Annotated in this window: 15 protein-coding genes and 1 tRNA gene; 15 read left to right on the forward strand and 1 reads right to left on the reverse strand. The window is 68.2% G+C overall.

Translation table 11 applies throughout. The annotated features are described in order from the left end of the window. Positions 1-285: 285 nt before the first annotated feature. The 10 genes from IF83_RS0103640 (at position 286) to IF83_RS0103685 (ending at position 13,517) form a co-directional block, all read left to right on the forward strand. Positions 286-358, forward strand: a tRNA-Trp gene (locus IF83_RS0103640). A gap of 107 nt (positions 359-465) precedes the next feature. Further along, positions 466-756, forward strand: coding sequence for a preprotein translocase subunit SecE (gene secE, locus IF83_RS0103645; protein ID WP_030542550.1), 291 nt, complete (start codon positions 466-468; stop codon positions 754-756). Between the two features lie 73 nt (positions 757-829). Then, on the forward strand, positions 830-1,723 hold the full coding sequence (gene nusG, locus IF83_RS0103650; RefSeq protein ID WP_030542551.1) for a transcription termination/antitermination protein NusG: 894 nt from the start codon (positions 830-832) through the stop codon (positions 1,721-1,723). Positions 1,724-1,926: 203 nt separating this feature from the next. Continuing rightward, a complete protein-coding gene (gene rplK / locus IF83_RS0103655; protein ID WP_019707809.1) occupies positions 1,927-2,361 on the forward strand; it encodes a 50S ribosomal protein L11 in 435 nt (144 codons plus the stop codon). A gap of 91 nt (positions 2,362-2,452) precedes the next feature. Continuing rightward, positions 2,453-3,169 (forward strand): 50S ribosomal protein L1, encoded by a 717-nt coding sequence (gene rplA, locus IF83_RS0103660; RefSeq protein WP_030542552.1) that lies wholly within the window; start codon positions 2,453-2,455, stop codon positions 3,167-3,169. A gap of 432 nt (positions 3,170-3,601) precedes the next feature. Then, positions 3,602-4,162: a 50S ribosomal protein L10 gene (rplJ, locus tag IF83_RS0103665; RefSeq protein ID WP_019707811.1), complete on the forward strand. Its 561-nt coding sequence runs from the start codon at positions 3,602-3,604 to the stop codon at positions 4,160-4,162. Positions 4,163-4,261: 99 nt separating this feature from the next. Next, a complete protein-coding gene (gene rplL, locus IF83_RS0103670) occupies positions 4,262-4,651 on the forward strand; it encodes a 50S ribosomal protein L7/L12 (protein WP_030542553.1) in 390 nt (129 codons plus the stop codon). 613 nt (positions 4,652-5,264) lie between these two features. Beyond that, on the forward strand, positions 5,265-8,747 hold the full coding sequence (gene rpoB / locus IF83_RS0103675; RefSeq protein WP_030542554.1) for a DNA-directed RNA polymerase subunit beta: 3,483 nt from the start codon (positions 5,265-5,267) through the stop codon (positions 8,745-8,747). A gap of 141 nt (positions 8,748-8,888) precedes the next feature. Then, entirely contained in the window at positions 8,889-12,794 is a 3,906-nt protein-coding gene (locus IF83_RS0103680) for a DNA-directed RNA polymerase subunit beta' (RefSeq protein ID WP_030542555.1), read from the forward strand. 240 nt (positions 12,795-13,034) lie between these two features. After that, complete coding sequence (locus tag IF83_RS0103685; RefSeq protein ID WP_030542556.1) at positions 13,035-13,517, forward strand: DUF1707 and DUF4190 domain-containing protein; 483 nt, start codon at positions 13,035-13,037, stop codon at positions 13,515-13,517. Positions 13,518-13,554: 37 nt separating this feature from the next. Here the strand turns inward: IF83_RS0103685 and IF83_RS0103690 are convergent, their stop codons facing one another. Beyond that, positions 13,555-14,373 carry a L,D-transpeptidase family protein gene (locus tag IF83_RS0103690; RefSeq protein WP_078843141.1) on the reverse strand — a complete coding sequence of 273 codons (819 nt, stop codon included), beginning with the start codon at positions 14,371-14,373 and terminating at the stop codon, positions 13,555-13,557. Between the two features lie 652 nt (positions 14,374-15,025). Between IF83_RS0103690 and rpsL the strand changes: the two genes are divergently transcribed. From rpsL to IF83_RS0103715, 5 genes are all read left to right on the forward strand, one after another. Further along, positions 15,026-15,397 carry a 30S ribosomal protein S12 gene (rpsL, locus tag IF83_RS0103695; RefSeq protein WP_003948652.1) on the forward strand — a complete coding sequence of 124 codons (372 nt, stop codon included), beginning with the start codon at positions 15,026-15,028 and terminating at the stop codon, positions 15,395-15,397. Positions 15,398-15,399: 2 nt separating this feature from the next. Further along, a complete protein-coding gene (gene rpsG, locus IF83_RS0103700; protein ID WP_019707816.1) occupies positions 15,400-15,870 on the forward strand; it encodes a 30S ribosomal protein S7 in 471 nt (156 codons plus the stop codon). 38 nt (positions 15,871-15,908) lie between these two features. Beyond that, a complete protein-coding gene (gene fusA / locus IF83_RS0103705) occupies positions 15,909-18,047 on the forward strand; it encodes an elongation factor G (protein ID WP_030542558.1) in 2,139 nt (712 codons plus the stop codon). Positions 18,048-18,260: 213 nt separating this feature from the next. Beyond that, positions 18,261-19,454 (forward strand): elongation factor Tu, encoded by a 1,194-nt coding sequence (gene tuf, locus IF83_RS0103710; protein WP_030542559.1) that lies wholly within the window; start codon positions 18,261-18,263, stop codon positions 19,452-19,454. Positions 19,455-19,646: 192 nt separating this feature from the next. Next, complete coding sequence (locus IF83_RS0103715; protein WP_037678573.1) at positions 19,647-21,236, forward strand: DUF1254 domain-containing protein; 1,590 nt, start codon at positions 19,647-19,649, stop codon at positions 21,234-21,236. The last annotated feature ends 30 nt before the right edge of the window (positions 21,237-21,266 follow it).

Consider the following 21,266-nt stretch of genomic DNA (forward strand, 5'->3'; position numbering starts at 1 on the left):
GCCGCCACGGTAGGGGATTCGGAATCCCCCTCTCCGAACGTTCTTGCCTCCCGGCCCGGACCCCGTACGGCCCGGAGCCCGCCCGGAGGGGACCCGCGTACCGCGGGAGCGGAGGGCGGCCGCCGGCGGAAGGGGCGCGGTTGATCCCGCGCGGGGCCCCCGATCCGGTACCTGTTCGACGCCCGGCCGCAGAACACGTACACTCACTGGGCGTTGGCCCTCACGGCCGTTCCGGTCACGCCCACTCCATGGGGCGCTCCGGATGCGGTAGGTTGAGGGGGACAAAGGGTCGTAGCTCAATTGGTAGAGCACTGGTCTCCAAAACCAGCGGTTGGGGGTTCAAGTCCCTCCGGCCCTGCTACACGCATCTTCGCCAGGATGTGTGCGCAGGTACGTACGACAACGCACCGCCGTGCGGCTCCACCGGGCGCGGCACGGCCACGACCCGGATTCAGGTGAGGACGAGTGACGGACGCCCTGGGCTCCATCGACACGCCTGAGAGCGGTCGGTCCGACGAGGCGGATGAGCAGAAGAAGGTCCGGCGCGGCGGCAAGCGCGGCAAGAAGGGCCCGCTGGGCCGGCTTGCGCTCTTCTACCGGCAGATCGTGGCCGAGCTGCGGAAGGTCGTCTGGCCCACCCGCACCCAGCTCACGACCTACACCACCGTGGTGATCATCTTCGTCGTCATCATGATTGCCCTGGTGACTGTGATTGACTTTGGATTCGCCGAAGCGGTCAAGTACGTCTTCGGCTGATCCCGCGTCGGCGCCGCTCTCGGCGCCCCACGACGCATGTTCAACCCCTTGTAGCCAGGAAGAAGCAGCCACCGTGTCTGACCCGAACCTGAACGACGCCATCGAGCCCGACCAGGGCGAAGAGGCTGCGGCGACGGCCGAGGCGGCCCAGGCTGCACCGGACACGGTCGGCGACGGCACCGAGGGCACCGCACCGGCCGCCGAGGCCGGGGAGACCGCGGAGTCCGTGGAGCCCGCCGCCGCGGAGGAGACGGCGGAGCCCGCCGAAGCCGCCCAGGCCGAAGCCGAGGCGGCGGAAGGCGCGGAGGCCGAGGCCTCCGCCGAGCCGGCCGCGGCCGAGGAGCCCCAGGCCGACCCGATCGAGGAGCTCCGCCGCGAACTGCGCGCCCTGCCCGGCGAGTGGTACGTGATCCACACCTACGCGGGCTACGAGAAGCGCGTGAAGGCCAACCTGGAGCAGCGCGCCGTCTCGCTGAACGTCGAGGAGTTCATCTACCAGGCCGAGGTCCCCGAGGAAGAGATCGTCCAGATCAAGAACGGGGAGCGGAAGAACGTCCGCCAGAACAAGCTCCCCGGCTATGTGCTGGTGCGCATGGATCTGACGAACGAGTCCTGGGGCGTCGTCCGGAACACCCCGGGTGTCACCGGCTTCGTGGGCAACGCCTACGACCCCTACCCGCTGACGCTGGACGAGATCGTCAAGATGCTCGCCCCGGAGGCCGAGGAGAAGGCCGCCAAGGCCGCGGCCGAGGAGGCCGGCGTCCCGGTGCCCAGCCGCAAGGTCGAGGTCCAGGTGCTGGACTTCGAGGTCGGCGACTCGGTCACCGTCACCGACGGCCCGTTCGCCACCCTGCAGGCCACCATCAACGAGATCAACGCCGACTCGAAGAAGGTCAAGGGCCTGGTCGAGATCTTCGGCCGCGAGACCCCGGTCGAGCTGAGCTTCGACCAGATCCAGAAGAACTAGGCGTCCGGCCCACGAGGGCCGCGCCCGACAGCTTCCGAACAGGTCGGACGGCTCTCCGGACATCCCGTACGCGGGAGCACGGAGAACCGTCTGACCTGCTCGGTTTTTGGCCGCACTGTCGTACCCGTTATCGTGGTGCGGTATGCCTCCGTCCGGATGACCGGACCGGGGCGGAAACCTCTCACTAGGACCCGGAGAGAGCAATGCCTCCCAAGAAGAAGAAGGTCACGGGGCTGATCAAGCTCCAGATCCAGGCCGGCGCCGCCAACCCGGCTCCGCCGGTCGGCCCGGCGCTGGGCCAGCACGGCGTCAACATCATGGAGTTCTGCAAGGCCTACAACGCCGCGACCGAGTCGCAGCGCGGGATGGTCGTGCCGGTGGAGATCACGGTCTACGAGGACCGCTCCTTCACCTTCGTGACGAAGACCCCGCCGGCCGCGAAGCTGATCCTCAAGGCCGCGGGCGTGGACAAGGGCTCCGGCGAGCCGCACGTCAAGAAGGTCGCCAAGATCACCCGCGACCAGGTGCGCGAGATCGCCACGACCAAGATGCCCGACCTCAACGCCAACGACCTGGACGCCGCCGAGAAGATCATCGCCGGCACCGCCCGTTCCATGGGCGTCACGGTCGAGGGCTGACGCCCGTCCCGGTCGAGGGCCCCCTCGCACCGTCACCGTGGAAGGGCCGGCGCGGCCCGCACCACGACTCCCAAGAACCCGAGGAGCAGCAGTGAAGCGCAGCAAGTCCCTCCGCGCTGCGGACGCAAAGATCGAGGCGGGCAAGCTCTACGCCCCGCTCGAGGCCGTCCGTCTGGCCAAGGAGACCTCTCCCACCAAGTTCGACGCGACCGTCGAGGTCGCCATGCGCCTGGGTGTCGACCCGCGCAAGGCCGACCAGATGGTGCGCGGCACCGTGAACCTTCCGCACGGCACCGGCAAGACCGCCCGGGTCCTGGTCTTCGCGACCGGTGAGCGTGCAGCGGCCGCGGAGGCCGCGGGCGCCGACATCGTCGGCTCCGACGAACTGATCGACGAGGTCTCCAAGGGCCGTCTGGACTTCGACGCCGTCGTCGCCACCCCGGACCTCATGGGCAAGGTCGGCCGCCTGGGCCGCGTGCTCGGTCCCCGTGGCCTGATGCCGAACCCGAAGACCGGCACCGTGACCCCGGACGTGGCCAAGGCCGTGACCGAGATCAAGGGCGGCAAGATCGAGTTCCGTGTCGACAAGCACGCGAACCTCCACTTCATCATCGGCAAGCTCTCCTTCGACGAGAAGCAGCTGGTGGAGAACTACGGCGCCGCGCTGGAGGAGATCAACCGCCTCAAGCCGTCCGCCGCCAAGGGCCGCTACATCAAGAAGGCGACCCTGAGCACCACGATGGGCCCCGGCATCCAGCTGGACTCCAACCGCACCCGCAACCTCCTGGAGGAGGAGGCCGCCGTCTGACCGACGGCGGCACCGCGCTGCGAACGACCGGGCCCCGTACCTCCCCGGAGGTGCGGGGCCCGGCCCGTGCACCGCCGCCGCGGGCCGTCGGTGAGGCCGGGAAGGCGCCTGCGCCGTTCCGATTTGCCTGTACCCGTGCCGTCCGCGTACGCTGCTCCAGTAGCCAAAGACCGCTGGTCGTTGCCGTGCACTCCATGAGTGTCGGTGGCCGAAGGATCCGCTTCCGCGGACGGCCCGTGCAGGTGAATGAGGAGAGACTCCCCCGGAGCCCTTGAGGCTTCCGTGGTCGAGCCACGCCCCGTGCGCCTGCACCGGGGCGTTTCGTTTTTGTTGAGCCCCCTTCTTCGCGTGCCCGATGCGGGCGGTCCGGCGACGTGTGCGGCTGATCGTGAGGTCAGTCGAGGATCATCACCCGGAAGGAGGCCGAGGCTCATGGCGAGGCCCGACAAGGTCGATGCCGTCGAGGAGATGAAGGACAAGTTCCAGAACTCCAACGCGGCCGTTGTGACCGCGTACACCGGTCTCACCGTGGCTCAGCTCAAGGAGCTGCGCCGTTCGCTCGGTGAGAACGCTCAGTACCGTGTGGTGAAGAACACGCTGACCAAGATCGCGGCTAACGAAGCCGGGATCACGACGATCGACGACCTGTTCGCGGGTTCGTCGGCCGTGGCCTTCGTGACCGGTGACCCGGTCGCGGCGGCGAAGGGTCTCCGTGACTTCGCCAAGGACAACCCCAGTCTCGTCATCAAGGGCGGTGTCCTTGACGGCAAGGCGCTGTCCGCCGACGAGTTCAAGAAGCTTGCGGACCTCGAGTCCCGCGAGGTGCTGCTCGCCAAGCTGGCCGGTGGCATGAAGGCGTCCATGGCCAAGGCCGCGGCGACCTTCCAGGCCCCGCTCTCGAAGTTCGTCCGCACCGCGGACGCGCTTCGCAGCAAGGTCGAGCAGGGCGGTGCCGGTACGCCGGCTCCCGCCGAGGCCGAGTCCGCCGAGTAAGAGGACGCGGTCGCAGCGGGCCCGTGAAGTAACGCCGCCAGGCGCACGCCCGCCGAAATGTAGATCCGGCACCTGCCGAATGAGTGGAAGGACGCCATCATGGCGAAGCTGTCCCAGGAAGACCTGCTCGAGCAGTTCAGCGAGATGACCCTCATCGAGCTCTCCGAGTTCGTGAAGGCCTTCGAGGAGAAGTTCGACGTCGAGGCCGCCGCCCCGGTCGCCGTCGCCGCCGCCGGCGGTGCCGCCAGTGGTGCCGCCGCCGAGGCCCCCGAGGAGAAGGACGAGTTCGACGTCATCCTCACCGGCGCCGGCGACAAGAAGATCCAGGTCATCAAGGTCGTGCGTGAGCTGACCTCCCTGGGTCTCAAGGAGGCCAAGGACCTCGTCGACGGCACCCCGAAGCCGGTCCTCGAGAAGGTCAACAAGGAGCAGGCCGACAAGGCCGCCGAGTCCCTCAAGGGCGCCGGCGCCTCCGTCGAGGTCAAGTGACCCCTGCGGCCTGAAGCAGGGCGGCTCTCAGAGGCCGTCGGCTCCGGGTCCGCATCCGAGGGCGGCCACCCGCACGGGTGGCCGCCCTCGGGCGTTCTCCGGGCCCGGTGTGGCGGGCGTCCTTGCCCTGCCGGGCCCGGCGGGTATGGTGATCACCGCTGCTCCGGCGGCGCCTCCGGAACGATCTCCGCGGGGCGGGGGCCTTGACGTACGGCACCGAGGCAGGCGATTCTCTCCACGCGCCGCGACATCGATCCCGGGTTCGATGCATGGATCGGGTACGAAGTGGGAAACCTTGCCGCAGGCGTTGGACAGCGTGAAGGACAACGAAGTGCGGCCCCTTTTCCGAGGGGGCGGCCGTCACTTCCCGGAGGGAGAGAGTGGTACTGCGCCGGTCTCCGGAAATCTGCTCTGGACATCAGTGTGCCTTGTGGCTACACTGACCCTTTGCGCTGCCTGTTAGCTGCCCTCTGCCCGTCACCAGGGGCATGACCCGTTCTCGAAAACTGCTGAAGACTCCCCGGACCAGGGATCTGACCTGGGACGTCTTCTCCACGCACGGAACGGGGCCGGTACGCGCGTAGTGAGTCCGAGCCCTCGGAAGGACCCCCTCTTGGCCGCCTCGCGCAACGCCTCGACCGCCAATACGAACAACGGCGCCAGCACCGCCCCGCTGCGCATCTCCTTTGCAAAGATCAAGGAGCCTCTTGAGGTTCCCAATCTCCTTGCGCTGCAAACCGAGAGCTTCGACTGGCTGCTCGGCAACGCCGCTTGGAAGGCCCGGGTCGAGTCGGCCCTGGAGAGTGGGCAGGACGTCCCCACGAAGTCCGGTCTGGAGGAGATCTTCGAAGAGATCTCCCCGATCGAGGACTTCTCCGGGTCGATGTCGCTGACCTTCCGCGACCACCGCTTCGAGCCGCCGAAGAACTCCCTCGAGGAGTGCAAGGAGCGCGACTTCACGTACGCCGCGCCGCTCTTCGTCACCGCCGAGTTCACCAACAACGAGACCGGCGAGATCAAGTCCCAGACGGTCTTCATGGGCGACTTCCCGCTCATGACCGACAAGGGCACCTTCTGCATCAACGGCACCGAGCGTGTCGTCGTCTCGCAGCTGGTCCGCTCGCCGGGCGTTTACTTCGACAGCTCCATCGACAAGACGTCCGACAAGGACATCTTCTCCGCCAAGATCATTCCGTCCCGGGGTGCCTGGCTGGAGATGGAGATCGACAAGCGCGACATGGTCGGTGTCCGCATCGACCGCAAGCGCAAGCAGTCCGTCACCGTCCTGCTCAAGGCGCTCGGCTGGACCACCGAGCAGATCCTTGAGGAGTTCGGCGAGTACGAGTCCATGCGCGCCACCCTGGAGAAGGACCACACCCAGGGGCAGGACGACGCGCTGCTCGACATCTACCGCAAGCTGCGTCCGGGCGAGCCCCCCACGCGCGAGGCGGCCCAGACCCTGCTGGAGAACCTCTACTTCAACCCGAAGCGCTACGACCTCGCCAAGGTCGGCCGCTACAAGGTGAACAAGAAGCTCGGCGGGGACGAGCCGCTGGACGCCGGCGTGCTCACCACCGCCGACATCATCGCCACCATCAAGTACCTGGTGAAGCTGCACGCGGGCGAGACCGAGACGGTCAGCGCCGAGGGCCAGACGATCGTCGTCGAGACCGACGACATCGACCACTTCGGCAACCGCCGCCTGCGCAACGTCGGCGAGCTCATCCAGAACCAGGTCCGCACCGGCCTGGCCCGGATGGAGCGCGTCGTCCGCGAGCGGATGACCACCCAGGACGTCGAGGCGATCACGCCGCAGACCCTGATCAACATCCGGCCGGTCGTCGCCTCCATCAAGGAGTTCTTCGGCACCAGCCAGCTGTCCCAGTTCATGGACCAGACCAACCCCATCTCGGGGCTGACCCACAAGCGCCGTCTGTCGGCGCTGGGTCCGGGTGGTCTGAGCCGTGAGCGGGCCGGCTTCGAGGTCCGTGACGTGCACCCCTCGCACTACGGCCGCATGTGCCCGATCGAGACGCCCGAAGGCCCGAACATCGGTCTGATCGGCTCGCTCGCCTCGTACGGCCGGGTGAACGCGTTCGGCTTCGTCGAGACCCCGTACCGCCGGGTCACCGAGGGCATCGTCACCGACAGCGTGGACTACCTCACGGCCGACGAGGAGGACCGCTTCGTCATCGCGCAGGCCAACGCCCCGCTGACGGACGACTTCCACTTCGCCGAGGGCCGGGTCCTGGTCCGCCGCCGCGGCGGTGAGGTCGACTACGTCCCCGGGACCGAGGTCGACTACATGGACGTCTCGCCGCGCCAGATGGTGTCGGTCGCGACCGCCATGATCCCGTTCCTGGAGCACGACGACGCCAACCGCGCGCTCATGGGCTCCAACATGATGCGCCAGGCCGTGCCGCTGCTGAAGGCGGAGGCCCCGCTGGTCGGCACCGGCATGGAGTACCGCTGCGCGGTCGACGCCGGTGACGTCATCAAGGCCGAGAAGGACGGTGTGGTCCAGGAGGTCTCCGCGGACTACATCACCGTCGCCAACGACGACGGCACCTACACCACCTACCGGGTGGCCAAGTTCTCCCGCTCCAACCAGGGCACCTCCTTCAACCAGAAGGTCGTCGTGGACGAGGGCGCCCGGGTGGTCGAGGGCCAGGTCCTCGCCGACGGCCCCTCCACCGAAGAGGGCGAGATGGCCCTCGGCAAGAACCTCCTCGTGGCGTTCATGCCGTGGGAGGGCTACAACTACGAGGACGCGATCATCCTCAGCCAGCGTCTGGTGCAGGACGACGTCCTCTCCTCGATCCACATCGAGGAGCACGAGGTCGACGCCCGTGACACCAAGCTGGGCCCCGAGGAGATCACCCGGGACATCCCGAACGTCTCCGAGGAGGTCCTCGCCGACCTCGACGAGCGCGGCATCATCCGTATCGGTGCCGAGGTCGTCGCCGGCGACATCCTGGTCGGCAAGGTCACGCCCAAGGGCGAGACCGAACTGACCCCGGAGGAGCGGCTGCTCCGCGCGATCTTCGGCGAGAAGGCCCGCGAGGTCCGTGACACCTCGCTGAAGGTGCCGCACGGCGAGACCGGCAAGGTCATCGGCGTCCGCGTCTTCGACCGCGAGGAGGGCGACGAACTGCCGCCCGGCGTCAACCAGCTCGTCCGCGTCTACGTAGCCCAGAAGCGCAAGATCACCGACGGTGACAAGCTCGCCGGCCGCCACGGCAACAAGGGCGTCATCTCCAAGATCCTGCCGGTCGAGGACATGCCGTTCCTGGAGGACGGCACCCCGGTCGACATCATCCTCAACCCGCTCGGCGTCCCGTCCCGGATGAACCCGGGACAGGTGCTGGAGATCCACCTCGGCTGGCTCGCCAGCCAGGGCTGGAAGGTCGAGGGCGACGAGGAGTGGATGCAGCGCCTCAAGGCCATCGGCGCCGACGAGGTCGCACCGCGCACCAACGTCGCCACCCCGGTGTTCGACGGCGCCCGCGAGGACGAGATCGCCGGTCTCTTCGAGGCCACGATCCCCAACCGCGACGGCGACCGCATGGTGCAGGGCTCCGGCAAGGCGCGGCTGTTCGACGGCCGCTCCGGCGAGCCGTTCCCGGACCCGATCTCGATCGGGTACATGTACATCCTCAAGCTCCACCACCTGGTCGACGACAAGCTGCACGCCCGGTCGACCGGTCCGTACTCGATGATCACCCAGCAGCCGCTGGGTGGTAAGGCCCAGTTCGGTGGCCAGCGCTTCGGTGAGATGGAGGTGTGGGCGCTGGAGGCGTACGGCGCCGCTTACGCCCTCCAGGAGCTGCTGACCATCAAGTCCGACGACGTCACCGGCCGCGTGAAGGTCTACGAGGCCATCGTCAAGGGCGAGAACATCCCCGAGCCCGGCATTCCCGAGTCCTTCAAGGTGCTCATCAAGGAAATGCAGTCGCTCTGCCTCAACGTGGAGGTGCTGTCCTCGGACGGCATGTCCATCGAGATGCGTGACACCGACGAGGACGTCTTCCGCGCCGCGGAGGAGCTCGGCATCGACCTGTCCCGGCGCGAGCCGAGCAGCGTCGAAGAGGTCTGACGGTCGGGCCGGGACCCGCTGCCCACGGGTGGCGGGCCCGGCCGGCCCGGACCGTCCAGACCACGATGAAGACACAGCCGCAGCCGGCAGGCGCCCCCCTCGGCAGCGGCGACAAACCCCGAAAGAGGGATTGACGACAAAGTGCTCGACGTCAACTTCTTCGACGAGCTGCGGATCGGCCTGGCCACCGCTGACGACATCCGTCAGTGGTCGCACGGTGAGGTCAAGAAGCCGGAGACCATCAACTACCGCACCCTCAAGCCCGAAAAGGACGGACTCTTCTGCGAGAAGATCTTCGGTCCGACCCGGGACTGGGAGTGCTACTGCGGAAAGTACAAGCGCGTCCGCTTCAAGGGCATCATCTGCGAGCGCTGCGGCGTCGAGGTCACTCGCGCCAAGGTGCGCCGTGAGCGGATGGGCCACATCGAGCTGGCCGCTCCCGTCACCCACATCTGGTACTTCAAGGGCGTTCCGTCGCGGCTGGGCTACCTGCTCGACCTCGCCCCGAAGGACCTGGAGAAGGTCATCTACTTCGCCGCGTACATGATCACGTACGTGGACGAGGAGCGCCGCACGCGCGATCTGCCCTCGCTGGAGGCCCACGTCTCCGTCGAGCGCCAGCAGATCGAGCAGCGCCGTGACGCCGACCTCGAAGCCCGCGCCAAGAAGCTCGAGACCGACCTGGCCGAGCTGGAGGCCGAGGGCGCCAAGGCGGACGTCCGCCGCAAGGTGCGCGAGGGCGCCGAGCGCGAGATGAAGCAGCTCCGGGACCGCGCCCAGCGCGAGATCGACCGTCTCGACGAGGTGTGGAACCGCTTCAAGAACCTCAAGGTCCAGGACCTGGAGGGCGACGAGCTGCTCTACCGCGAGCTGCGCGACCGCTTCGGCACCTACTTCGACGGCTCGATGGGTGCCGCGGCGCTGCAGAAGCGCCTGGAGACCTTCGACCTCGACGAGGAGGCCGAGCGCCTCCGCGAGATCATCCGGACCGGCAAGGGCCAGAAGAAGACCCGTGCGCTCAAGCGCCTCAAGGTCGTCTCCGCCTTCCTGCAGACCCGCAACAGCCCCAAGGGCATGGTGCTGGACTGCGTCCCGGTGATCCCGCCGGACCTGCGTCCGATGGTGCAGCTGGACGGTGGCCGCTTCGCGACCTCCGACCTGAACGACCTGTACCGCCGTGTGATCAACCGGAACAACCGCCTCAAGCGGCTTCTCGATCTCGGCGCGCCCGAGATCATCGTCAACAACGAGAAGCGGATGCTGCAGGAGGCCGTCGACGCGCTCTTCGACAACGGCCGCCGCGGCCGCCCGGTCACGGGTCCCGGCAACCGTCCGCTGAAGTCGCTGTCCGACATGCTCAAGGGCAAGCAGGGCCGGTTCCGCCAGAACCTGCTCGGCAAGCGCGTCGACTACTCGGCCCGTTCCGTGATCGTCGTCGGCCCGCAGCTCAAGCTGCACCAGTGCGGTCTGCCGAAGGCCATGGCGCTGGAGCTCTTCAAGCCGTTCGTGATGAAGCGCCTGGTGGACCTGAACCACGCGCAGAACATCAAGTCGGCGAAGCGCATGGTCGAGCGCGGCCGCACGGTCGTGTACGACGTGCTCGAAGAGGTCATCGCCGAGCACCCGGTGCTGCTGAACCGTGCGCCGACGCTGCACCGCCTCGGCATCCAGGCCTTCGAGCCGCAGCTGGTCGAGGGCAAGGCCATCCAGATCCACCCGCTCGTCTGCACCGCGTTCAACGCGGACTTCGACGGTGACCAGATGGCCGTCCACCTGCCGCTCTCCGCGGAGGCGCAGGCCGAGGCGCGCATCCTGATGCTGTCCTCGAACAACATCCTCAAGCCCGCCGACGGCCGTCCGGTGACGATGCCGACCCAGGACATGGTGCTGGGTCTGTTCTTCCTCACCACCGAGCCCGAGGAGCGCGAGGTCAAGGGCGAGGGACGGTCGTTCGCGTCCACCGCCGAGGCGATCATGGCGTTCGACGCCAAGGAGCTCTCGCTCCAGGCGAAGATCGACATCCGCTTCCCGGCCGGCACGGTCCCGCCGCGCGGCTGGACCCCGCCGGCCGACCAGGCCACCGAGGGCGGCGAGGACTGGCAGATCGGCGACGGCTTCCGGCTCCGCACCACCCTGGGCCGGGCGCTCTTCAACGAGCTGCTGCCCGAGGACTACCCGTTCGTCGACCACGTCGTGGGCAAGAAGCAGGTCTCCGAGATCGTCAACGACCTCGCGGAGCGCTACCCCAAGGTGACGGTCGCGGCGACCCTCGACAACCTGAAGGCGGCCGGCTACCACTGGGCCACCCGCTCCGGCGTCACCGTCTCGATCTCCGACATCGTGGTCCCCGAGGCCAAGAAGGAGATCATCAAGGGCTACGAGGCGCAGGACGAGAAGGTCCAGAAGCAGTACGAGCGCGGCCTGATCACCAAGGACGAGCGCACCCAGGAGCTCATCGCGATCTGGACCAAGGCGACGAACGAGGTCGCCGAGGCCATGAACGTGAACTTCCCGAAGACCAACCCCATCTTCATGATGGTCGACTCGGGTGCTCGCGGAAACATGATGCAGATGCGTCAGATCGCCGGTATGCGTGGTCTGGTGTCCAACGCGAAGAACGAGACCATCCCGCGGCCGATCAAGGCGTCGTTCCGCGAGGGTCTCTCCGTGCTGGAGTACTTCATCTCCACGCACGGTGCCCGCAAGGGTCTCGCGGACACCGCCCTCCGCACCGCCGACTCCGGGTACCTCACCCGTCGTCTGGTGGACGTCTCGCAGGACGTCATCATCCGCGAGGAGGACTGCGGCACCGAGCGCGGCCTCAAGCTGCGGATCGCGGTCAAGGGCACCGACGGCAAGCTGCGCAAGGCGGACGACGTCGAGTCCAGCGTGTACGCGCGGATGCTGGCCGAGGACGTCGTCGTGAACGGCAAGGTCATCGCGCCGGCCAACGTCGACCTGGGCGATGTGCTCATCGACCAACTCGTCGCGCACGGCGTGGAGACGGTCAAGACCCGTTCCGTCCTCACCTGCGAGTCGGCGGTCGGCACCTGCGCCTACTGCTACGGCCGCTCCCTGGCCACCGGCAAGCTGGTGGACATCGGCGAGGCCGTCGGCATCATCGCGGCCCAGTCGATCGGTGAGCCCGGCACCCAGCTGACGATGCGTACCTTCCACACCGGTGGTGTGGCCGGTGACGACATCACGCAGGGTCTGCCCCGTGTCGTCGAGCTCTTCGAGGCCCGTACCCCCAAGGGTGTGGCCCCGATCAGCGAGGCGGCCGGCCGGGTCCGCATCGAGGAGACCGAGAAGACCAAGAAGATCGTCGTCACCCCGGACGACGGCTCCGACGAGACGGCCTACGCCATCTCCAAGCGGGCCCGTCTCCTGGTGGGTGAGGGCGACCACGTCGAGGTCGGCCAGCCGCTGACCGTGGGTGCCACCAACCCGCACGACGTGCTGCGCATCCTCGGGCAGCGCGCCGTCCAGGTCCACCTGGTCGGCGAGGTGCAGAAGGTCTACAACTCGCAGGGTGTGTCGATCCACGACAAGCACATCGAGATCATCATCCGGCAGATGCTGCGCCGGGTGACGATCATCGAGTCCGGCGACGCGGAGCTGCTGCCGGGCGAGCTGGTGGAGCGCACGCGCTTCGAGGGTGAGAACCGTCGTGTGGTGCAGGAAGGCGGCCACCCGGCCTCCGGCCGTCCGCAGCTGATGGGTATCACCAAGGCCTCGCTCGCCACCGAGTCGTGGCTGTCGGCGGCGTCCTTCCAGGAGACGACCAGGGTCCTCACCGACGCGGCGATCAACGCCAAGTCGGACTCCCTGATCGGCCTCAAGGAGAACGTCATCATCGGTAAGCTCATCCCGGCCGGTACGGGCCTGTCCCGTTACCGCAACATCCGGGTGGAGCCCACCGAGGAGGCGAAGGCCGCGATGTACTCGGCCGTCGGTTACGACGACATCGACTACTCGCCCTTCGGCACCGGCTCCGGCCAGGCGGTCCCGCTGGAGGACTACGACTACGGTCCGTACAACCAGTAGGCCCCGGTCTGCGTCTTCCAGGGCGGCCACTCCTCTCGGGGTGGCCGCCCTGCGGCGTTGCCGGGGGCTGTGGTGAGAACGCCTCCACCGGAACTCCCCGGCCCTGCCCTGCGTCGGGGATGATGAGGGAGAGACGCGAGACGGGGAGGTTCTGCGGTGACATTCGAACCGTGGCAGGGGGGCAAGCCCCCGCAGCACATGCAGCCCACTCAGGCCGTGCACCTTCCGCAGATGTCGGTGATGCGCGCCTCGGACGCCGACCGGGAGCGCGCGGTGGACGTGCTCAAGGCCGGCTTCGCCGAGGGCCGGCTCTCCCAGGGGGAGTACGAACAGCGCATCGGCCGGGCCTACCAGGCGCAGACGCACGGCCAGTTGCAGGCGATCGTCGCGGACCTGCCCCAGGGGCCCGTGCCGCAGAGTTTCCCGATGCACCCGGTGCACCCGGTGCATGCGGCGGTCCCCCACACGTTCCTCCCGGCCCCGCCGCCCACCCGGACGAACGGCAGCGCCACCGGCGCCCTGGTCTGCGGCATCCTCTCCCCGATGACCTGGGGCCTGACGGCCATCCCCGCCGTGATCCTGGGCCACAAGGCGCGGGCCGAGATCCGCAGGACGGGCGAGGGCGGCGACGGCTTCGCCATGGCGGGGATCGTGATCGGCTGGCTGTCGATAGCGTTCGGCCTGCTCTTCGTGCTGCTCCTGGTGGGGGCGGCCACGGTCTGACCGCGCGGGAGGGGTGCGGCGTCCCCCGAGCGAGGGCTCACCGCGGCCCCGGCTGCCAGCCGATGGAGATCAGGGGATGGGCGGACGGGGTGATCCAGCGCAGGATCCGGTCCATCGTCCGGTACGGCACCGACACGCAACCCCCCGTCGCACTCCGGCCGTTGACATGCAGGAAGATGCCCGCACCGCGGCCGGGCACGGCCGGCCACCGGTTGAAGTCGACGACCAGCGTCTTGGCGTACTGGACCGGGTAGTCCACCAGATGCTCGCTGGAGTGGGGGCCCTGCGTCGTGAGGGGGTAGTCCATCTCCTCCGGAGTGCGCATCTGGTTGTAGTACTTCGACCGGGTGTCCTGCACCCACCAGTGCCGGTCGTCGACGCGGGTGTACGGCATGGCGGTCCGGCCGGGTTCGAGGCCGAAGCCCTCGGTCAGGGTGTAGGTCCCGGACGGCGTGGTGGAGGTGCCCTGTTTCCGCGCGGCGCCGTCGACCACGCCGTTCTCCCCGACACGCCCCCCGCCGGTGGAGAAGGCCGGTCTCCAGGTGCCGTCCTCCTTCTCCCAGGCGGTGACGGTGGCGTACGTGCCCAGGGCGCTCACCGTGATCAGTTGGGTGCTCCGTCCTGTGACCACGGAGGCGGGCAGGGCGCGCGCGGGAGCGCCACCCGGGTCCGTGGCCGGCAGCTCCGGTACGGGAGATCCGCCGCCGTTCCCCGGGGCGGCGGCCCGGGCGTGGGCGCCCGGTGCCTGTGCCGAGGCCGGAACCGCCGCTCCGCCGAGCACAGTGAGGGCGAGAACGGAACCCGCCAGGGCGAGCACGGCGCCGGCGGGACGGGAGGGGCGTGGGGGGAAGGGCATGGGCTGATTCCTCTGCGCTGCCCGGCCGGACGCGCCGACCGGTTACCGGATGCGGGTCGGGGAGGGGAGGGGAGGGGAGGCGAGGGGAGGCGAGGGGAGGACGCGGCCACGGTTACGGCCCCGCGGTGCCGGCGGCCGGGCGCGCCGGCAGGCTTCCGCGCCTGCCCCGGGTCCCACCTTCCCCCGGCGCCCGCGGCCGCGCGCGGCGTACATCCGGCGCCGACGGGCCGGGAAGCAGGGCCGTGCCCGGCTGCGGACGCCGCCGAGCGCTGATTTCCCGGGCCGGCGCGGGGGCCGGCGGAAGCCGGGGAGACGAGGATCCGGGGCGGGATTCACTCCCCTGTCCGTCGCTCCGCTGCGCGTGCGGACTTGTTTTGACCGGAGCCCATGCGGTAGGTACGCTCTGACCTTGTGCCTGGGGTGTCCCTGGGCTCCTGTGCGTGCATTTCCTCCCGTCATCGGCGGGGAAATGCCTTCCGTCCGGGAGCCGGAGGCCGTTGCGGTCCGCGACACCGATTCTGTGTCCTGACTGCCCCGCAGGAAGTCCGCCGCTTCGACACACCCGACCGCGTGGGTCGGGGAAGTGGTCGGGAATCCGTACAAAACCCCAGGTTAGCTTTAACGAGACTGGCACACAGAAACCGGAGAAACGGTGCCTACGATCCAGCAGCTGGTCCGCAAGGGCCGGCAGGACAAGGTCGAGAAGAACAAGACGCCCGCGCTCGAGGGGTCCCCTCAGCGGCGCGGCGTCTGCACGCGTGTGTTCACCACCACCCCGAAGAAGCCGAACTCGGCCCTGCGTAAGGTCGCACGTGTGCGTCTCACCAGCGGCATCGAGGTCACCGCTTACATCCCGGGTGAGGGACACAACCTGCAGGAGCACTCCATCGTGCTCGTGCGTGGTGGCCGTGTGAAGGACCTGCCGGGTGTTCGCTACAAGATCATCCGTGGCTCTCTCGACACCCAGGGTGTCAAGAACCGCAAGCAGGCCCGCAGCCGCTACGGCGCCAAGAAGGAGAAGTAAGCATGCCTCGTAAGGGCCCCGCCCCGAAGCGCCCGGTCATCATCGACCCGGTCTACGGTTCTCCTCTGGTGACGTCGCTGATCAACAAGGTGCTGCTGAACGGCAAGCGCTCCACCGCCGAGCGCATCGTCTACGGCGCCATGGAGGGCCTCCGCGAGAAGACCGGCAACGACCCGGTCATCACGCTGAAGCGCGCTCTGGAGAACATCAAGCCGACCCTCGAGGTCAAGTCCCGCCGTGTCGGTGGCGCCACCTACCAGGTGCCGGTCGAGGTCAAGCCCGGCCGCGCGTCCACCCTCGCGCTGCGCTGGCTCGTCGGCTACTCCCGCGCCCGCCGGGAGAAGACCATGACCGAGCGGCTCATGAACGAGCTCCTGGACGCCAGCAACGGTCTGGGCGCCTCCGTGAAGCGCCGCGAGGACACCCACAAGATGGCCGAGTCCAACAAGGCCTTCGCGCACTACCGCTGGTAGTCGCTACCCCCATCGAGACCGAGAGAAGACTGAGCCATATGGCCACCACTTCACTTGACCTGGCCAGGGTCCGCAACATCGGGATCATGGCCCACATCGACGCGGGCAAGACGACGACCACCGAGCGGATCCTGTTCTACACCGGTGTGAGCTACAAGATCGGTGAGGTCCACGAGGGCGCTGCCACGATGGACTGGATGGAGCAGGAGCAGGAGCGCGGCATCACCATCACGTCCGCCGCGACGACCTGCCACTGGTCCCTGGACGACGTCGACCACACCATCAACATCATCGACACCCCGGGTCACGTCGACTTCACCGTCGAGGTGGAGCGTTCGCTCCGCGTCCTCGACGGCGCGGTCACCGTGTTCGACGGTGTCGCCGGTGTGGAGCCGCAGTCCGAGACCGTGTGGCGGCAGGCGGACCGCTACGGCGTTCCGCGCATCTGCTTCGTCAACAAGCTCGACCGGACCGGCGCCGAGTTCCACCGCTGCGTCGACATGATCGTTGACCGCCTGGGCGCGGTGCCGCTGGTCATGCAGCTCCCGATCGGTGCCGAGGCGGACTTCAAGGGCGTCGTCGACCTCGTGGCGATGAAGGCCCTGGTCTGGTCCGCCGAGGCGACCAAGGGCGAGATGTACGACGTCGTCGACATCCCCGACACCCATGCGGAAGCCGCCGAGGAATGGCGCGGCAAGCTGCTGGAGACCGTCGCGGAGCACGACGAGGAGATGATGGAGATGTACCTGGAGGGCCAGGAGCCCACCCAGGAGCAGCTCATCGCCGCCATCCGCCGTGCCACCATCGCGTCCACCCACACCGACAACGCGGGTCAGCCGACCTTCACCCCGGTGTTCTGCGGCACCGCCTTCAAGAACAAGGGCGTTCAGCCCCTGCTCGACGCGGTCGTGCGCTACCTGCCGTCTCCCCTGGACGTCGAGGCCATCGAGGGCACCGACGTCAAGGACACCGAGACGATCATCAAGCGCAAGCCCAGCGAGGACGAGCCCTTCGCGGGTCTCGCCTTCAAGATCATGAGCGACCCCCACCTGGGCAAGCTCACCTATGTCCGGGTGTACTCCGGCCGCATGGAAACGGGCACCGCGGTGCTCAACTCCGTGAAGGGCAAGAAGGAGCGCATCGGCAAGATCTACCGCATGCACGCGAACAAGCGTGAGGAGATCTCGGGCGTGGGCGCCGGCGACATCGTCGCCGTCATGGGCCTGAAGCAGACCACCACCGGTGAGACGCTCTGCGACGAGAAGAACCCGGTGATCCTGGAGTCCATGGACTTCCCGGCCCCGGTCATCGAGGTCGCGATCGAGCCCAAGTCCAAGGGCGACCAGGAGAAGCTGGGTGTCGCCATCCAGCGGCTCTCGGACGAGGACCCCTCGTTCCAGGTCCACTCGGACGAGGAGACCGGCCAGACCATCATCGGCGGCATGGGCGAACTGCACCTCGAGGTGCTGGTCGACCGCATGAAGCGCGAGTTCAAGGTCGAGGCCAACGTCGGCAAGCCGCAGGTCGCCTACCGCGAGACCATTCGCAAGGCGGTCGAGAAGGTCGACTACACGCACAAGAAGCAGACCGGTGGTACCGGTCAGTTCGCCAAGGTGCAGATCTCGATCGAGCCCCTGGAGGCCACGGACGGCTCGGCCTACGAGTTCGTCAACAAGGTCACCGGTGGCCGCATCCCCAAGGAGTACATCCCCTCGGTGGACGCGGGCTGTCAGGAGGCCATGCAGTTCGGCATCCTGGCGGGCTACGAGATGGTGGGCGTCCGCGTCACCCTGCTCGACGGCGCCTTCCACGACGTGGACTCCTCGGAGCTCGCGTTCAAGATCGCCGGTTCCCAGGCGTTCAAGGAGGCCGCTCGCAAGGCGTCTCCCGTGCTCCTGGAGCCGATGATGGCCGTGGAGGTCACCACCCCCGAGGACTACATGGGTGATGTGATCGGCGACCTGAACTCGCGTCGTGGCCAGGTACAGGCCATGGACGAGCGCAGCGGCGCCCGTGTCGTCAAGGCCCTGGTCCCGCTGTCGGAGATGTTCGGCTATGTCGGCGACCTCCGCAGCAAGACCTCCGGTCGCGCGAGCTACTCCATGCAGTTCGACTCCTACGGCGAGGTTCCGCGGAACGTCTCCGAGGAGATCATCGCGAAGGCCAAGGGCGAGTAGCACTAGGCTGCTCAGCTATTAGGCTGGAGCACACAAGGCTGCGGGAATCTCCGCCGCGGGCCGTCACGGTCCGCGGCGGGGGCCCCGGCAGTCTGCCCCCAAGCGAATACGGCCAAGGGCATCCCCTCGGGGTCCTGGTCGGTTCGGAAAGACCACCTGAACCCATCCGCAAGGCGTGGATGGAGTACAGCACCAGTCCACAGGAGGACCCCAGTGGCGAAGGCGAAGTTCGAGCGGACTAAGCCGCACGTCAACATCGGCACCATCGGTCACATCGACCACGGTAAGACGACGCTCACCGCGGCGATTACCAAGGTGCTGCACGACGCGTACCCGGAGCTGAACGAGGCCTCGGCCTTTGACCAGATCGACAAGGCGCCGGAAGAGCGCCAGCGCGGTATCACCATCTCCATCGCGCACGTCGAGTACCAGACCGAGTCGCGTCACTACGCCCACGTTGACTGCCCGGGTCACGCGGACTACATCAAGAACATGATCACCGGTGCGGCGCAGATGGACGGCGCCATCCTCGTGGTCGCCGCCACCGACGGCCCGATGCCGCAGACCAAGGAGCACGTGCTCCTGGCCCGCCAGGTCGGCGTGCCGTACATCGTCGTCGCGCTGAACAAGGCCGACATGGTGGACGACGAGGAGATCATGGAGCTCGTCGAGCTCGAGGTCCGTGAGCTGCTCTCCGAGTACGAGTTCCCGGGCGACGACCTCCCCGTCGTGCGCGTCTCGGCGCTGAAGGCGCTCGAGGGCGACAAGGAGTGGGGCGAGTCCGTCCTCAAGCTCATGCAGGCCGTCGACGAGGCGATCCCGGAGCCGGAGCGCGACGTCGAGAAGCCGTTCCTGATGCCGATCGAGGACGTCTTCACCATCACCGGCCGCGGCACGGTCGTCACCGGCCGTATCGAGCGTGGTGTCCTCAAGGTCAACGAGAACGTCGACATCATCGGCATCAAGACCGAGAAGACCAGCACCACGGTCACCGGCATCGAGATGTTCCGCAAGCTGCTCGACGAGGGCCAGGCCGGTGAGAACGTCGGTCTGCTCCTCCGTGGCATCAAGCGCGAGGACGTCGAGCGCGGCCAGGTCATCATCAAGCCGGGCTCGGTCACCCCGCACACGGAGTTCGAGGCGCAGGCGTACATCCTGTCGAAGGACGAGGGTGGCCGTCACACCCCCTTCTTCAACAACTACCGCCCGCAGTTCTACTTCCGTACCACGGACGTGACCGGCGTCGTGACCCTCCCCGAGGGCACCGAGATGGTCATGCCGGGCGACAACACCTCCATGTCCGTCCAGCTGATCCAGCCGGTCGCCATGGAGGAGGGCCTCAAGTTCGCCATCCGTGAGGGTGGCCGGACCGTCGGCGCCGGCCAGGTCACCAAGATCGTCAAGTGACCCCGGTCGCCGTCTAGGCAACCGCCGGCTCCGGCCGGCACGCGAGGGCCCGTACGACTCCGGTCGTACGGGCCCTTCGCGTTGCCCACGGCGGCCCCGGTGCCCTCCAACGGCCCAGGTGGGGTGAGGCTCTGCGCGGTATGTATGGCTCATGGCCGACAGGACGCCTTCTCCCGGGAACGGAGCGTTTCCTTGCAGCGAGCCGCACAGCTCTCACCTCAGGTCATCGAGTCCGTCTCGACTCCCGAGCGGGTCGAGACGCACCTGGGCACTCTGGACTTCCCGTTGGGCGTGCCCACCGACGAGACCGCCGACCGCCTCTACGACCATCTGGACCGGCTGGACGGCGTCCGCGCGTTCCTCGACGCCTACTCCGGCGTCAGTGTGTGGGCGGCCCGTAAGGGCTTCCTGGACACGGGGGCCAGGGACCACGATGTCCTGCTCTTCTCGGAGTTCATGGACCCCAAGGCGCTGGTGCTGACAGGGAACGCGGACACCGTCTACTTCCTGACCTTCCTCGACCTGACCGAGGGGCCCGTGGTGGTGGAGATGCCGCCCCTCACCCTCAGCTTCGTCAACGACATGTGGTTCCGCTGGGTCGCCGACCCCGGCATGCCCGGACCGGATCGCGGCACCGGCGGCGCCTATCTCTTCGTACCGCCCGGCTATCAGGGCCCGCTTCCGGAAGGCGGGTTCTTCACGTACCGGGTCCGCACCACGCGGCTCATCCTGGGCGGGCGGGCGTTCCTCGAGGACGGCGATCCGAAGCCGGCGGTCGAGCGCATCAAGCAGCGGCTGCGCATTCACCGTTACGTGCCGGGGCTGTACGGAACGAGCGTCGGGGAGATCGTGACCGGGGGCACGGCCCCGCCGCTGCCCTGGACCGCGGAGACGTGGACCGCCGCCCTGCGCAGGCCCGGCCCGCCGCGCTTCGTCGAAGCCTCCGGGCTGCCCCTGAACACGGTCCCGCCCGCGGACGAGACATACTTCGACCTCGCGAACGAGCTGGTGCAGGACCAGCCGGCCGAGTCGTTCGACCCCGAGATCGCCGGCGCGCTGGCCGCGGTTGGGATCGTCAAGGGCGAGCCCTTCCGGCCGGACGCGCGGATGCGGAGGCTCCTCACCGAGGCGGCCGCGGTGGGGAACGCCACGGCCCGCACCCTCGCCTGCCGTCCGCGTCCCGATGAGGGAGCGCACTTCTACGGCACGTCCTCCCAGTGGGTCAACGGTCTGCTCGCGTCCGGCCACGACTTCGCGACCCCGCCCGCGGACATCACCGGCAGGGGTGCCGAACCCCGTCCGAGCAGTGGCGCCCGGAAGCTGAACCTGCGGTCCTGGTGGTGGTACCTGGCCGTGGGGATCAGCCCGACGTTCGCCACGCGGCTGACCGGAGTCGGCTCGCAGTACCTGTTCTCGTTCGCGGACCGGGAGGGCCGGCCCCTCGACGGCGGCAGACACCACCGCCTGGTGCTTCCGCCGGGTATTCCCGCCGCCCGGTTCTGGTCGGTCACCGTCTACGACAACCAGACGCGGTCGATGATCGACACGCCGCAGCGGTTCCCACGGGCCGGCAGCCAGGACTACCCCACCCCGGCAGCGGTCGTCGCCGCCGACGGCACGACCACGGTGCACTTCGGGCCCGGCCGTCCCGACGGCGTGCCGGAGGGCAACTGGATCCGGACCACGCCGGCCCGGGGGTGGTTCGTGGTGCTGCGGCTCTACAGCCCGCTGCAGCCGTTTTTCGACAAGACCTGGCGCCCGGGCGAGATCGAACCGGCGTGAGGCCGGCGGCCGTGGGTGAGGTGACCGGCC

It is taken from the genome of Streptomyces albus subsp. albus (genome assembly GCF_000719865.1).
Classification (GTDB): Bacteria; Actinomycetota; Actinomycetes; order Streptomycetales; family Streptomycetaceae; genus Streptomyces; species Streptomyces albus_E.